The organism is Tepidisphaeraceae bacterium, from assembly GCA_035998445.1.
Lineage (GTDB): Bacteria > Planctomycetota > Phycisphaerae > Tepidisphaerales > Tepidisphaeraceae > DASYHQ01.
This window is the reverse complement of the sequence record DASYHQ010000041.1, coordinates 1-14,287: the sequence shown is the minus strand read 5'-3', so window position 1 is coordinate 14,287 and position 14,287 is coordinate 1. Positions and strand designations below refer to the sequence as shown.

Genomic DNA, 14,287 nt, shown 5'->3' with positions numbered 1-14,287 from the left:
TTGATGCTGCGCCGACCGAGCCGCTGCAATCAATCTGGTTTTTTGGCCTTACCACCAGCATGGGCGAGACGCCCATGCCACGGTCGGAGCGGACGCGGCAGCGTTCTTTTGCAACCTCTCCGGATGACGCGACCCCGCCGAACGCAGCGGATCGCCGCCCCCCTCCCGCGCCAGCGGGGCCACTCCCGCCCCGCTTTGCCCCACAAGGCCCCTTCGCACCCGCAAAAACGCCCTCGCGCGTCCCATCTCTGTCCCCAACACCCATCCCGCTCGCCGCCCGCGCCGCGCCCGCACCTCGCCGACGGCATCGCGAGCGCCTCGCCTACCCCACGGCGTCGCAGCCATCCGGCACCACTCCCACCGCAAGAGAGGATCAGCCTTGTAGGGTCCGCTGGTGCGCCTGCGGACCGGTTCGGTTTACGATGAGCGAAGAAGAACACAGGCAGGAGTACGCTCCTCCAGATCGAAGGCGGGCCGATCACCCAGGTTTTCCCTCTTCATTGGTCATTGGGATTTGGTCATTTGTTGGTCATTGGGGCTTGGGATTTGCAATTTCCATCACCCCGCCACCCGTGGTGCCAACCGCCCGTCTCCCAGTAATCCGCCCCACACCTCGTCGTAGTCGTACCCCACGCCCGGTAGGTTCCCCGGCAGCTGAATCCGCGCATTGGCAAACTTACAACCATTACGGATCACGCTGTTGTAGAACCGGGCGCTGCGCAGCCAGTCCCACTTCTTGAACGTCAGGCCATACTTATTCTGCACCCGCCTGACCTCTTCGGCCCCCACCGTCGTCATCTGCGTCGACGTCTTGCTGACCTCGTGCTCGCGGAAGACGCCGAGGAAGCGGTTGGCGCGCACCATCTTGCCGTCGCGCATGATGCGGGCAAACAAATCGTAATCCATCGCAAACCGGTACGACGGGTCGACGTTGCCCACCTTGTCGTAGATCCGCCGGCGCCAGAAGCAGGTCTCCTGGGGGATGAGGTCCCAGCGCATCATCTTGTAGTTGTCGTGCTCGGGCAGAATCCAATACCAGATCACCTTGTTGTTACTGTCGACCGTGCAGCGATGGCTGTAGACGGCGTCCACGTCCGGATGGTCGGCGAAGTACTTGGCCACCCAGTGAAGCGTGCCGGGCGAGAGCATGTCGTCGGAGTTCAGGTACGCCATGATCTCGCCGCTGGTCTTCAGGAACCCGCGGGCGATCGCGTCGGCCTGGCCCTTGTCGCGCTCGGAGCTGATGTGGGCGAACCGGTCGGCATACGGTTGCAGTTCCTCCATCGTGTTGTCCTTGCTGCCACCATCCATCATCACGTACTCGAGGTTCGGGTACCGCTGTAGAAAGACGCTGCGCGCGGTCCAACCGATGTACGGCCCCTGGTTATAGCTGGGGGTGACGATGGAGATTTTCGGGAGGTTCATAGACCCTTCTGACGATCCAACATCGGCTGTGGTGCAGCCATCTATCCCGTACACACACCGCGTCATCCTGAGGTACCCCGAAGGATCTCCCCCCGTATTCACACGTGGGGCGAAAGAGATCCTTCGGCGTACCTCAGGATGACGAACTAAAAGTCCCTGGCATTCCGCTGCCCCATTCAAACACTGCCCAGCACCGCGTGAATCACGTCGCCGCGTCCGCGGCGGTCGTAGAGCAACTTGGCCCAACCGGCGATGCGCTGGCCGATCGCCAGATCGTCTGTGCCAATCTCGTCCGTCGGTGGCGTGAGTCCGGTTCGGTTGCGCACCAGCGACTGCGCCGCCCGGACGGCAGGCGTTTGCGAGCGCATCATCAACACCCGCAAACTGGCCGCCGTCGCGAGGCGTTTGAGCGACGCGGGCGTGACGAGCGACCGGTTGCCGTCCCAGCCGGCCCAGGTGGGGCCGAACAGCTCGATCAGGAGCGAGTTGAGGTTGTCGGCCGTCAACAGGATGACGCCCCCAGGATTTAGCAGGTTCTTCGCCCGCCGCAGCAAGGCAAGCGGGTCGGTGGTTTGGTTCAGCGCCCGCCCGACGAAGACGACGTCGAACGTACCGCCATCGGGCACCACAAAGGGCGCATCGAACGCGTCCGCCTCGATCACCTCGTGACCGGCGGCGCGGGCGGCGGCGGCGTGCGCGGCGTCGGTCGTCAGCCCAAGGCTGGTGCGGCCCTTGTCGCGACCGAACGCCGTCAGCACGGCGCCATCGCCGCACGACAGATCGATCAAGCTGCGCGCCGACTGCACCGCCGCGTGCGCATCGCTTGCCATCGCAAGCGTCTGAACGGGTTGCGGTGTCGTGATCAGCGGCCCAGCATGGACCGGTGGCTTCTTATCGATCAACCAGCGCCCTTTGATCGCATGGCCGGTGTACAGCGATGGCTGAGCATCGGCCGAAGCCGCGCCGCTGGCGGTGTCCTGCGACAGCACGAGCCGGCTGGCGGTGGCGAGGTAGAAGGTGCGCACGCGGTCGCGCGAGAAGTCACTGAACAGCAACCGGTCCGCCGGCCGCTTGGTCAGCGGGCATACCGGCACCGCCGCGCCGCCGTCGCTGAGCGGCACAGGCGATAGTGGCCCGGCTGGTGGCGGGAACGTGAGGCGGCCTGGGCCCACTTGTGCATCGACCTTGTTGCCCACCGCGTTCACGCGATGGATGACATCGCAGCGGGCCCGGCCGACGGCGCCGAAACGATCGTTGAAGATCTGCCGCGCGCCTGCCAGATCGGTCGCGCGTGCAGGATCGGGCGCAATGCCACCGAGGGGCACGATCGCCGCCGAGCCGTCGCCACGGAAGAGGCCAAACATGCGCGTTGCCCGGGCCGTCAAATCCCAGTCGGCTGCAGCGCCACGACCCGTGTTCAGGCCGTTCAGCATTTGATACGCGCCGCGGCGCCAGAAGATGCTTTCGTAGACGAGTGGCTCAGCGTCCAGCAAATCGACCAGATCGATTTGCCGACCCGGCCCGGCGCTAAATCGCCAAGCGCCGTCGGCCGAGATGGTTTCGAAATAGGCCGCGTTGGCGCCGCGGTTATCGCGGAACAACTCCGCCGCCGTCAGGAGGGTGCCGGCGCTGTAGGTGACGCCGGGGCGCAGGAAGCCCAGCACCTGCCCGTACGACTGTTCGAAGCCCTGCTCGATCAGCTGGAACATCGACCCGTCGCGCGACTTGAGCGATCGCACGCGGTCGCCAAGGCTTTCGACGAACGCGCTGACGTCGGCTGACCGCAAATCGTCGACGACGAGCACCTCGCGGTTGGGGTATTCCTGATCGAGCGCCGACATCACGCTGGCCCGCACCGCTTCCAGATCGCCCGTGGCCGGCACGACGACCGACACGGGAATGAACGCCTTGTGCGGCGGTGGCGGCAGGTGCTGTCGGCCGATCGCCAAATCGATCATCACCGCCCGCAACGGTCGCCGGGGCTGGGGTGGTGTTGGTGGCAATGGCGGTGGCGGCGAAACGCCCAACGCGGCACGCTTGTCGAGTTCCTCCTGCATCGCCCGCAGCCGAGTTTCGAGCGCCGCCACCTGCTCGCGCAGCGGCGCGGCCTGCTGCGCAATGAGATCTGCCAGCGCCGCCGGATCGATCGCGGGCACCGCGGGCGACGCAATCTCGGCAACCGTCGCAATCTCGGCAGGTGCCTGCCCCGCCCCCTCTTCTGTAGGACAGGCATTCCTGCCTGTCTCTCCGCCCGTCTCCTCTCCCCCCGTATTACCCTCCGCCACCGACACCGCCGGCGGCGCGGTTTGCGTCATTGGCTCCAATGTCGCCTCGGTCGCCGCGTCTGCGCTTGGCGCAACAGCCGCTTCGCGATGCTGCGTCTCGGCCAGTTGTGCTTGAACGATCGCCAACTGCTTGCGCGCCTCCGCCGCCTCGCGCAGGCGTGCCTCGGCGACCTGTGCCGACTCGCGCGTCAACCGCGCCAGCAGCGCCGGGGGCATTTCGACCACCCGCATCTCGCGGCCATTCACCCGGCCGGCTTCCAAGTCGTCAATTGCGCCAGTCACCCGTTCGACCGGCACGGCCTTGATGCAGTACGACTGGTCGAACGTGCAGATCCACCCGCACCCCGCGCACGGCACGCCGACGCAGAGCGCGACGCTCGGATCGACCGCCGGCACGAAGCGTGGCCACGTGCCCTGCCCGAAGACGCCGAGCACCGGCTTGCGCAGCGCCGCAGCCAGGTGCATGGGGCCGGTGTCGTGACCGACGTACCCGCTGGACAACCCGATCAGCCCCTGCAGCGCCGCCAGCGGAATGCCGGGCCGCATCATCACCGCCGTGGCGCTGGCCTGCTCGCCCATCGCCTCGCGCACCGCATCGACGGCCGGTTGTTCCTCTGGCAAGCCGATGAACAGGAACTTTCGCCCGTACCGCTGTGCCCAATGCGACAGCGCCGCAGCCCATCGCTCGGTTGGCCAAGTTTTGATCGTGACGTGAGCGGTGCCACCGAGGCAGGCGGTCCAGTATTGCCCCGCAATGAAGCCCACCTCGCCGAGCAACTGCTGCGCGGTTTCCATTCCCTCGGCCGGCACGGTGATGACCGGGTCGATCGGTCCGATCGGCCGCCCTATCAGCGTTGCTGCCAATGCGGCGTTCTTGGTGATCTCGCGGTCGTCCTCGGTCACGTGGGCGATTTGGTCGAACGTTAATGTCGACGGCGCCGGCACCCCCGCGTACGGGTCGCCGCGGTACAGGTTGCCGCTCATGCCGACGCGCGGCACCTCGGGCAGTCGGACCGCCAGTTGTTCCTCGAACAGCGTCCACCGAAACGGCGCAACCACCAGCGCCGCCGGCGCAAACGTGCGGGCCCGAGCGAAGAGGTCTTCAAACGGTTCCCACGGCCCCTCAGTGTCCAGCGCGTACGGCTCGGCCGGCAGCGTGACGATCTGCGCCGCCGGCGCGATCTGCCGTACCATCGCCTCGACGCTCGGCCGGACGATCAGCATCAGTTCGTGCCCGGCCTCGGTCAGCGCCGCGATCAACGGCTGGCGCAACACGAGGTCGCCGAGGGTGTCCGGGTTGGAGATGAGGAGACGCATTGTTCGTTCAAAAGCCGCGGACCTTCCTCTTATCCCCTCTCCCGGTACGCCGGGAGAGGGTTAGGGTGAGGGTGATTTCGAATCACGAGAACCGCCAGCAGTTCGAATCACCCTCACCCAACCTCTCCCGGCGCATGCGGGAGAGGGGCCAGACGACATTCCGCATTCGTCATCTGGATCGTTCTCTCGTAACATGCCCGCCGCGTGACCGACGAGCGTTCCACAGATCAACCCATCGTCATCGCCGAGCGGCTTGGCAAGCGGTTCAAGCTCTATGCCAACCCATGGCACCGGGCGGCCGAGTGGCTGACGCTGGGCGCGGTCAGCAAACATAGCGATTTTTGGGCCGTACGCGACGTGTCGTTCAGCGTGCGCCGCGGCGAGTGCTTCGGCGTGCTGGGTCACAACGGGTCGGGCAAGTCCACGCTATTGAAGATCCTCTCCGGCGCCATGCACGCCAACGCCGGCACGTTCGCTATTCATGGTCGGGTGCTAAGCCTTCTAGAACTGGGCACGGGCCTGAACCACGAGCTGACCGGCCGGCAGAACGTGCTGCAAGGGGCCGAACTGCTCGGTTTCCCGCCGGGTTACGGCACGCAGAAGGTCGGCGAGATTGAAGCATTCTCCGAACTGGGCGCGTTCTTCGATCGCCCGGTGCGCACGTACAGCAGTGGCATGCTCGTCCGGCTGGCGTTCAGCATGTTCGCCTGTTTCGAACCCGACGTCTTCATCGTCGACGAAGCCCTGAGCGTCGGCGACGTCTTCTTCCAACAAAAGTGCGTCGCGCGGATCGAACAGATGCTGTCCAACGGCGTGACGATGCTCTTCGTCTCGCACGACATGCAACTCGTCCAACGCCTCTGCGACCGCGCGATGGTGCTCAGCCACGGCCAAACCGCCTTCACCGGCCCGGCCGACGAGGCGGTGGCGCGGTACTACTCGCTGCTCGGGCAAACGCTGCGTGCGCCCGGGCCTGCCAACACAGATGCAACCGACGCCGCGCCGGCCGCGATATTACTCGCTGACGTTCGCCAGGGGCTGATCGACAACGACATCCTGCCCTGCGCCCGCGCGCGTCACGGCGAGGGGCGCTTGCGCCTGATCGCCGCCACCCTTGCGAACGCGCACGGCCAGTCCGGCCTTATCGCCACGCAGGGCGACCCGATCGTCCTGCGCGTGCTGCTGACCGCGGCCGAACCGTTCGAGCGGCCGTCGTGCGGCATTCATCTTTACGACCGCCTAGGCAACCTCGTCTTCGCCGCCGGCACGAAACAGCAGCGCGTGCCGTTGCCCCCGATGTCCGCCGGCGACGAGCGCATCATTACGTTCCGCCTCACGCTCGACGTGCAGCCGGGCGAGTACACGCTAAGCGTCGGTTGCAGCGAATCGACCCAAATGTCAGGAGCACCAGACGTGGGCGTGATTCAGGACCAGCACGAGGGCCTCGGCCCGATCGCCGTCCACCCGACGGGCGAAACGCCGCCTCGCTATTACGGCATCGCGAAACTGCCGTTGGACATTACGTTGGAATAAATTCGGATGCGTCTTCACATCGGTCATCATTTTTACGGTGCGGGCAACGTCGGCGACGACCTCATGCTCGCTGGGTTTCTAGCGGGCGTCGCGCAGAGCGGCCTTGAGGTGAAGCTGACCTGTTCGGTGCCGTTCGAACTGGCCCCGCTGAAGTTGCGTTACCCGCAGGTCGAATGGCTGCACTACACGCGCGAGATTCGCCAGGCCGCCATTCGTGATTGCGATGCGTGGATCGGCGTCGGCGACACGCCGTTCCAGGTGTCGGTCGGCAGTTGGTTCTACGACCATTTGATCGGTGAGATCGCCACCTGCCAGCAACACGGCCGGCGGATGTACTACGTGGGCATCGGCGTGGACGACGAGACCGCCCTGCGCGCACCCGCCGCCCGCACGATCATCGCCGCCGCCACGCACATCTGGACGCGCGACGACTGGTCCGCCCAACTGCTCGGCAACGTGTACGATCGCCAGACCCTGACCGCCGGCGCCGATCTGGCCCACGCCTACCTGGCCGATGTGAAGTGGCCCGCGCCGGAAACCGGTGTGCTGGGGCTAGTGCTGAACTTCGAAGATGCGAAGCAATTTCAGCCCGCAGCGATCGCGCAACTCATCGATTGCGCGCGATCGAAGCAAACCGTGCGCTGGCTGGTACAGGAAGTGCGCGATCTGGAAGGATCGGAACGACAGCTTCTGTCGATGATCGACGCCGCCTCGCGCCCGACCGACATCCGCTTGCCGGACTACGAAAACGCCCCCACCGCTGCGGCCCTCGTGCAGTCGTGGGGCGTGCCCGAGGCAGTCGTCACCAGCCGTTACCACGGCGGTGTGATCGCCGCCTGGGCCGGCGCGCGACCGGTGCTGATCGAACGCGCCGGCAAGGTCGCCGCCCTCGCCAACCAGTTGCGGACCGCCCGCGTCCCCGACTTCACCGACGCCGCCCGCATCCTGTCGGCGTTGCCGACCGCAGTCCCCGTTCCACGGCAGCGCCTCACCGCCTTAGCCGCCACCGCCCGCGCCAACGTCGCCGACCTCATCACCCGCGTCGCTGACGATCTGTCCGCGCGTTGCGCATCTTTACAATGAAAGAATGAACCGCGGAGACGCGGAGAGCGCGGAGACAGGAGGAGAAGAGAATCTTTTTTGGCTTTCTCCCTCTGTCTCCGCGCTCTCCGCGTCTCCGCGGTTATCCGAATTTCATAGGCCCGACGGCCCGCTTTCTACAGCACGTCCCGTATCTCCGCGCGCAGTCGCCCGAACGCCATTGCCGCGATCGCGATGAAGATCGCCGGCCAGCCGATCAGCGCTGCCCACATCCAGGGCTCGGGCAGTTGGCCGTACAGAAACAAATCGCGCGTGATCGCCACCGCGGGGTAGAGCGGATGGAACAGCATCACCGGCCGCAGCCACGCGGGCAGCGTGCCGATCAGGTAAACGATCGGCAGGCTCCACATCGCCACCTGCAGGCCAATCGTAATCAGCTGCCCCACGTCGCGCAGGAAGACGTTGATCGTCCCCGCGAGCAGCCCGATGCCAAACCCCAGCATCTGCATCGCCACCAACGGCACGGGCAACAGCAGCCACGTCCACATCGGCCGATGTCCCAGCAGTAGCGACAGAATTACCAACAGCGAGAAACTCACCACCAGCCCCAGCGTCGCCGACGCCGCCGTCTGCGCGACGAACACCTGTTCCGGCACCGGCAGCTTCTTCAGGTACGGCGCGTTGTCGATGAACGCCCCGCTGCCCCGCGACACGCACTCGGCGAACGCCAGCCACGGCAGAAAGCCCGCACACAAGTACAGCGTATACGCAAACCGACTATCCAACCCCGGCACCGGCGTGTTGCGGTACAGCCCCGTGAAGATCACCGAATACAACCCGATCAACGTCAGCGGATGCACCACGTTCCACACGATTCCCAGCCCCGTCCCCGCATACCGATGCCGCAAATCGCCAATGGCTCGCGACCAGATGAACCGCTGATATGTCCAGAGCGCAGGCAGCATGTGGGATGGATGATAAAGGCGGATGAGGGCAGGGGAAAGAAGCGATCGAACCACAGAGGACACAGAGCGCACTGAGGCAGACGCAGAGCAGGCGCTTCCCGTTGGGATTCGGGCCTCCGTCATCTGTTTGGTATTGGGGCTTGTTCATTCGCCCCCGGCCACCTTCCGCCTTCCGATTGGCGTCGCCCGCTGGGCCAGGTGCGTAGGGCGTGCTTCAACGCGCGTCCTGTTCCGGGTCGAATCGCAAGATGCGTGCAGAAGAACCTTGCGCATCAAGCAGGAAAGCGTGCCCACGAACAGGCACGAATCAGCACGAAAAGTAGGAAGGTGCATGCGATGGGTTTGGCACTCATTCGTGTTCGTTCGTGCTCATTCGTGGGCTACGCATTCTTCGGTCTTGAAGGCCGTTTCGTTCAACGGACTGCCTGTTTGATGCGCAAGGTGCTGAAGCACACCCCACGAAACGCCGCCTCACGCCGCGATGCGCAGCGAGCCGCCGTGTTGGACGTGGGTGAAGATGGGGTGGCAGGCGGCGGACATACGCTTGCGGCCGTCGAACCATTGGGCGGACAGCCAGACGATCGCGCCGGGCGCGGCCGAGGCGGGCACGTCGATGTCGACCTGCGTCAGGCCGGTGAGGGCGGCGAAGCGCCACTCGCCCAGGTCGGCCGGGGGCGTTGGTCCGATGTGCATCAGGATGACCGCGCCGTCGGCCGATTCGGGCTTGGCCCGCTTCTTGGGCGATGCGACGTCGCCCAGCGTCACCGTCACGCGGTGCCCTTCCACCTCCGCCACCGTTAGCGCGGGCGCCGAATCGATGGGGGCCATCACCGAGCGGCGGACGGCATCGGCGCGCTCGTTCAGACCCAGATCGTAAAGCTGACTGGCTGTGACCGGTGGGTTCGCCTTAATCATGCCCACGGCCTCTCGGATCGTGCGCGTCAGCACGGCGCGGCCGATTCGCCGACGCTCGATCGTCGCACGGCCGCGCGTCTCCGGATTGTTCGACCGCGCGTAGCGCTCGTCGAACGCCGCATATTCAGCCGCCATCCGGTCGGCCAACGCCTGCGGCACGCCCAGCGCCGCATAATCGGCCGCCACCGCCGCCACCAGACCGCCGGCGAACGTGTGGAACTCCGCATCCTTCACTGGCAGGTACGTCTTACCCATCCCAATCCTCTCCCGCGCCGCCCGCCCCGCAGGCCCGCGCGTCGTTCAAGTGCCCTAACCGTTCGCCCCCCCCGCCGATTGCCCCGCGCGGCCATCGCCGTATTAAGACTATCGCCCCACTCCCGCGCCAACTTTAACGCCGCCCCGCAATCGCTCGCAAAATCCACCCCCGCCTCGCCCCCCTCCCACCCCCGCCCCATAAAAACCCGCTTTAACGCCCCATCCAACCCTCCCCCGGCGCATGCCAAAATCCTGCACCCGTCTGACCCCGAAATCTGACCACTCCGATTTTGTTTCTGACCGGTCAGACGATTCATCTGACCACTCCGATTTTCCTTCGGACCACTCCGATGAACCATCGGACCACTCCGATTTTCCTTCGGGCCACTCCGATGATTCATCGGACCACTCCGATTTTCCTTCGGACCACTCCAATGACTCATCTGACCGGTCAGACGAAACATCTGACCACTCCGATGTTTCTGCCAGACCCTAGAGCGTGTTAGGCACATTCGGGGTCAGTAACGCAAGCGTGACGACGCTTGGGTGCCACGGTTTGGTACGCCAAGCCGTGTCTGCGCGTACCGGCACGGCTTGGAGTACCAAACCGTGGCACCCAAGCCAGTTTCTGAGCTGGAAAGTGCGTAACACGCTCTAGCGCACGGGCGGCGTACCGCCCGTGGCACCCGGCATGCTGATGTGCGCCGCACACCGGCTATCGTCCCCCCACCCCGCGCCCCGCCATTCCCCAACCGCCGCCCCCAAGCAGCGATACCGACGATCTGGCCATCCGACCCGCCGGATGATAATGTGCGCCCGGCGCAGATTAGCGTGATTCGCGAGAGGCGCCGGTCGGATTAATCACTAGTTAGTCTGCCGGGGCGATCGTGGATGAGAACTCCAAACCTCTTCGAAATCGGATCAGGTCCGCGTGGCGGGCAAGGTACGAACGGCTCGGTTGCATGACAGGCGTCTTGTTCTTCGGCGGCCTGATCTTGGGCCTGTTCGTGTCAGTGCGGCTCTGCGAGATGGCGACCATCACCCTCATGCATCCGCCCGACGGCTACTTCGCGGATGGCCTCCGCTATGCCGACTCGCATGGGAGATGGCTGACCAATGGCGAGGCTGTTCCGGGAGCGCTCCGTTTGCTAACGCCTCCGCTATACTTGCTGCTCATGGTTGGCTGGGTGGTCGCCTCGCTGTTCGCGATCACCAGCGTCGCTCGGTTGTTGTCCGGCCGCGCGGCGGCAGACTAACCAAACACTGCACTCTGCACTGGACCGGGGCCGCGACGGTCCTTGTGATTCGAACGCTCGCCGTCGGCCCCGGCCAGTGAATGTTGATCCGTTATCCCACAAGCACCACCTGTTCACCGACGCGATTTGGCGGGCAAGATCGCCTAGAATAGCGATACCCCTATGGCCAAAGCGCGCGTTCAATTCCTGTGCAATTCCTGCGGCAGCGTTCATCCCAAATGGCTCGGGAAATGTCCCGATTGCAACGCGTGGGACACGCTGGAGCAGTACAAGGAACCCACCGCCGACCCGCGGGCGGCGAGCCGGCAGCCGTTGGGCAGTCGCGGGGCGGCGATCGGCGGCGATGCGTTCGCCGGGGCGCAGGCGGTGGCCATTGATGAGATTGATGATGCGGACACGCCGCGCACGCCGTGCGGCATTAGCGAGTTCGACCGCGTGCTGGGGGGCGGCGTGGTGCCGGGGTCGGCGGTGCTGGTGGGCGGCGAGCCGGGCATCGGAAAATCGACGTTGTTGCTGCAGGTGGCGCATCAACTGGCCAAGGGATCAGACAAGGTCGCCAAAGATGATCGGAAGAAGGCGCGTCGCCCCGACATAGCCCCGGGCTTGCCCGGGGAAACGCCGGAGTGGGCTGCGCAAGGCAAGCGTGTGTTGTACGTGACGAGCGAGGAATCGGCGCGCCAAACGAAGTTGCGCGGCTCGCGATTGGGGGCGGGCAATTCCAACCTGCTCGTATTGGCCGAGACGAACCTCGAGCGCATCATCGGGCAGATCCACAAGGTGCAGCCGGCCGTCGTGGTGATCGATTCGATCCAGATGATCTACAAGCCCGACCTGCCGGCCGCCCCGGGCAGCGTGACACAGTTGCGCGATTGCTGCATGGAACTGGTTTACTTAGCCAAGGCGACCGGCATCGCGATCATGCTCGTGGGCCACGTGACCAAGGCGGGCACGCTGGCGGGGCCGAAGATCGTCGAGCACATCGTGGACACGGTCGTCTACTTTGAAGGCGACCGCTACCACGCGCACCGCATCGTCCGCTGCGTGAAGAACCGCTTCGGCAGCACGCACGAGGTGGGCTTGTTCGAAATGACCGGCGAAGGATTGCGCGAGGTGCTGGACCCCGGCAATCTCTTCCTGGAACACTACGGCCCGCAAGGCCAACCCAGCGGCAGCGTGATCACCGCGGCCATGCAGGGCAGCCGGGTGCTGCTGGTGGAGGTGCAGGCGCTGACGGCCAGCAGCGTGATCGGCGCGGCGAGGCGCAAGGTGAGCGGCGTGTCGGCGGACCGGGTGGGGATGATTATCGCCGTCTTAGAGAAACGCGCCGAGATGCGCCTGGCGGCGGACGATGTCTTCGTGAACGTCGCCGGCGGCGTGAAGATCGCCGAGCCCGCCGCCGATTTGGCGATCGCGCTCGCCATCGCATCCGCCCACATGAACAAACCGCTGGCCACCGGCACGCTGGCGATCGGTGAATTGGGCTTGGGCGGCGAGATCCGCAGCGTGCCGCAGTTGGAGACAAGATTGCGCGAGGCCAGCCGGCTGGGGCTGGGGCATGGCATCATCCCCCATATGGGCGAAACCATCCCCAAGCTGGGCGGCATGGCGCTTCACGAGGTGCGGCGGCTGTCGCAGGCGATGGGGAATATGTAGGCAATGCTTTCGGGGGAAATAAAGCGGTCGCATTCTCGCAGGTTGTCATCCCGAAGGGAGCGGTAGCGACCTGAGGGATCTCGATTCGCTGCTGACGCCATCCGCCGTTCGAGATCCCTCGAGTCGCTACCGCTCCGCTCGGGATGACATTTTCAGGATAGCGGGATGTACTCACTCGGGCGGGCAGATTTCTCGCAGGTACGCGAACGAGTAAATCCCACTGCCGTGGCCGTCCGACCATTCCAGTTGCAGCGCGTAATTCCCCACCAGTTCCGCCGACAACACCTTCAACGGTTCCGAGAAATTCCCCGGCAGAATCGTCAGCGACGTCTTCTTCTTCGGCTGCGGCATGAGATCGTGCGGGTTGGCCCCCTCGCGCACGGTCTTGCAGAGCGCACACGGGCACATCGTCCGCAGGTACGACAGCGTGTAGTCGCACGCCCGCCCGTCGGACCATTCGACGTGCAGCCGTTCGTCCTTCTTCAGGTCGAGCTTCAAAGGCGTGATCGCGGGGGCGGAACTCATCAACACATCTTAGGAGAGACGGCGTCGCGTCGCACGACTTCTTAAAACTAGCTCGGTCGGCTGGCAACGGCGTAGGCGATCAGGCCACCCGCGATGATCGTCCCGCCGCCGACATCAGGCCACTGGCGATTCCGACGCCCACCACGCCGCTGAAGAAACCCATCATCATGATCATGCCGCCCAGCAGCATGCCCGACACCGCCACGGGGCGTCCCTCCAGCATCCAGCCGAAGTCGTACGCCTCGATATCGCGCAGCTGTGCTCGAAGGCTCAGTGCTGCGGCCAGGGTCGGCAGCGTGATCAACAGCAGGTAGAACCCACCGAACACGAAAAGCGGGTCCTGCGCCCGCCCGGGGCTCCAGTTGTTCACGGAGACCATTAACGTCAGAAACGTCACGATCACGACGTGCGCGATGCCGATGGCGCGCGCCAGCGGCAACCCAGCGCGGCTGGCATAGACGATGGTGACAATGCCGATGAGGACGAGCGCCGGTCCGCTGACGACCGCCGTTTCAGCGTCGATGGTGACGAGCGACAAGATCCCCACCAGGCACGCCGCCCATCCCGCCACGAGCAACCAGAGCGTCCACCGCAACCGGCCCACCCGCCGCGGGTCGCCGGCCGATGGCGTGGCGTAAGCCATGGGGATGGGGTCGGCCGTTGGTGCCGCATCTGACTCAGTCGAATGCCGCATAAGGACTCCGTCGAAGTACTTGATCTCACTAGAGTGGCGTTCACCATCGCGGTGCCAGTTCACCCCACCAGTATCGAAGCGGCCGTCCCAGTTGGATGAGGGCCATGCAATTGGTGGCGAAGGCAAGCATCGCGACCCAACGTCTCCAACCTTTTGGCACGATCGCAAGAGCGGCGGAGCAGAGCCCGAACAGGTGGACCCATTGAGCGACGCCGAGCATCACGTGTTCGTTCCCCACGTTTCGTGCAAATCGTTCATAGGGCCAAGTGGGCGACCTGAAATGAGGTTAGGTGTACAGTCCCAGCATGTGCTGGTTCGGATCTGAATGGAACTGGCTAGGGTCTTCAAGCCACTTCTTGCAGATGAACTCGTGGGGCGTGAGGCCATGCAGGGTTTTGAGTCGCTTAGCGAAGTTATATGCGG

Annotated in this window: 11 protein-coding genes; 4 read left to right on the top strand and 7 right to left on the bottom strand. The window is 65.0% G+C overall.

All coding sequences use genetic code 11. The features are described 5' to 3' along the window. Positions 1-558 precede the first annotated feature (558 nt). The gene (locus VGN72_15715) at positions 559-1,425 is read right to left on the bottom strand and encodes a glycosyltransferase family 2 protein (protein ID HEV7300813.1); all 867 of its coding nucleotides are present in this window, start codon (positions 1,423-1,425) and stop codon (positions 559-561) included. Positions 1,426-1,601: 176 nt separating this feature from the next. Then, positions 1,602-5,027 carry a glycosyltransferase family 9 protein gene (locus tag VGN72_15710; protein HEV7300812.1) on the bottom strand — a complete coding sequence of 1,142 codons (3,426 nt, stop codon included), beginning with the start codon at positions 5,025-5,027 and terminating at the stop codon, positions 1,602-1,604. A gap of 204 nt (positions 5,028-5,231) precedes the next feature. Between VGN72_15710 and VGN72_15705 the strand changes: the two genes are divergently transcribed. Both VGN72_15705 and VGN72_15700 read left to right on the top strand, forming a co-directional pair. Continuing rightward, on the top strand, positions 5,232-6,560 hold the full coding sequence (locus VGN72_15705; GenBank protein ID HEV7300811.1) for an ABC transporter ATP-binding protein: 1,329 nt from the start codon (positions 5,232-5,234) through the stop codon (positions 6,558-6,560). A gap of 6 nt (positions 6,561-6,566) precedes the next feature. Continuing rightward, entirely contained in the window at positions 6,567-7,643 is a 1,077-nt protein-coding gene (locus tag VGN72_15700; protein ID HEV7300810.1) for a polysaccharide pyruvyl transferase family protein, read from the top strand. Positions 7,644-7,777: 134 nt separating this feature from the next. Here the strand turns inward: VGN72_15700 and VGN72_15695 are convergent, their stop codons facing one another. Next, positions 7,778-8,566, bottom strand: a complete 789-nt coding sequence (locus tag VGN72_15695) for an ABC transporter permease (protein HEV7300809.1) — start codon at positions 8,564-8,566, stop codon at positions 7,778-7,780. A 471-nt stretch (positions 8,567-9,037) separates the two neighbouring features. Beyond that, positions 9,038-9,736, bottom strand: a complete 699-nt coding sequence (locus VGN72_15690) for a hypothetical protein (protein HEV7300808.1) — start codon at positions 9,734-9,736, stop codon at positions 9,038-9,040. 962 nt (positions 9,737-10,698) lie between these two features. Between VGN72_15690 and VGN72_15685 the strand changes: the two genes are divergently transcribed. Together VGN72_15685 and radA are read left to right on the top strand one after the other, a co-directional pair. Then, positions 10,699-10,992 (top strand): hypothetical protein, encoded by a 294-nt coding sequence (locus VGN72_15685; protein HEV7300807.1) that lies wholly within the window; start codon positions 10,699-10,701, stop codon positions 10,990-10,992. 162 nt (positions 10,993-11,154) lie between these two features. Beyond that, positions 11,155-12,645 (top strand): DNA repair protein RadA, encoded by a 1,491-nt coding sequence (gene radA / locus VGN72_15680; GenBank protein HEV7300806.1) that lies wholly within the window; start codon positions 11,155-11,157, stop codon positions 12,643-12,645. Between the two features lie 171 nt (positions 12,646-12,816). Here the strand turns inward: radA and VGN72_15675 are convergent, their stop codons facing one another. The 3 genes from VGN72_15675 to VGN72_15665 form a co-directional block, all read right to left on the bottom strand. Next, positions 12,817-13,170 (bottom strand): DUF971 domain-containing protein, encoded by a 354-nt coding sequence (locus VGN72_15675; GenBank protein ID HEV7300805.1) that lies wholly within the window; start codon positions 13,168-13,170, stop codon positions 12,817-12,819. A 79-nt stretch (positions 13,171-13,249) separates the two neighbouring features. Continuing rightward, positions 13,250-13,864 carry a hypothetical protein gene (locus VGN72_15670; GenBank protein HEV7300804.1) on the bottom strand — a complete coding sequence of 205 codons (615 nt, stop codon included), beginning with the start codon at positions 13,862-13,864 and terminating at the stop codon, positions 13,250-13,252. A gap of 286 nt (positions 13,865-14,150) precedes the next feature. After that, the coding region (locus tag VGN72_15665) for an IS481 family transposase (GenBank protein HEV7300803.1) at positions 14,151-14,287 on the bottom strand (137 nt) is incomplete at its 5' end.

Excerpts from the sequence above, each read along its gene's own strand:
- VGN72_15690 (HEV7300808.1), bottom strand. The coding sequence starts at position 9,736 with ATGGGTAAGACGTACCTGCCAGTGAAGGATGCGGAGTTCCACACGTTC.
- radA (HEV7300806.1), top strand. The coding sequence starts at position 11,155 with ATGGCCAAAGCGCGCGTTCAATTCCTGTGCAATTCCTGCGGCAGCGTT.
- VGN72_15675 (HEV7300805.1), bottom strand. The coding sequence starts at position 13,170 with ATGAGTTCCGCCCCCGCGATCACGCCTTTGAAGCTCGACCTGAAGAAG.
- VGN72_15670 (HEV7300804.1), bottom strand. The coding sequence starts at position 13,864 with ATGCGGCATTCGACTGAGTCAGATGCGGCACCAACGGCCGACCCCATC.
- VGN72_15700 (HEV7300810.1), top strand. The coding sequence starts at position 6,567 with ATGCGTCTTCACATCGGTCATCATTTTTACGGTGCGGGCAACGTCGGC.
- VGN72_15695 (HEV7300809.1), bottom strand. The coding sequence starts at position 8,566 with ATGCTGCCTGCGCTCTGGACATATCAGCGGTTCATCTGGTCGCGAGCC.
- VGN72_15685 (HEV7300807.1), top strand. The coding sequence starts at position 10,699 with ATGACAGGCGTCTTGTTCTTCGGCGGCCTGATCTTGGGCCTGTTCGTG.
- VGN72_15715 (HEV7300813.1), bottom strand. The coding sequence starts at position 1,425 with ATGAACCTCCCGAAAATCTCCATCGTCACCCCCAGCTATAACCAGGGG.
- VGN72_15710 (HEV7300812.1), bottom strand. The coding sequence starts at position 5,027 with ATGCGTCTCCTCATCTCCAACCCGGACACCCTCGGCGACCTCGTGTTG.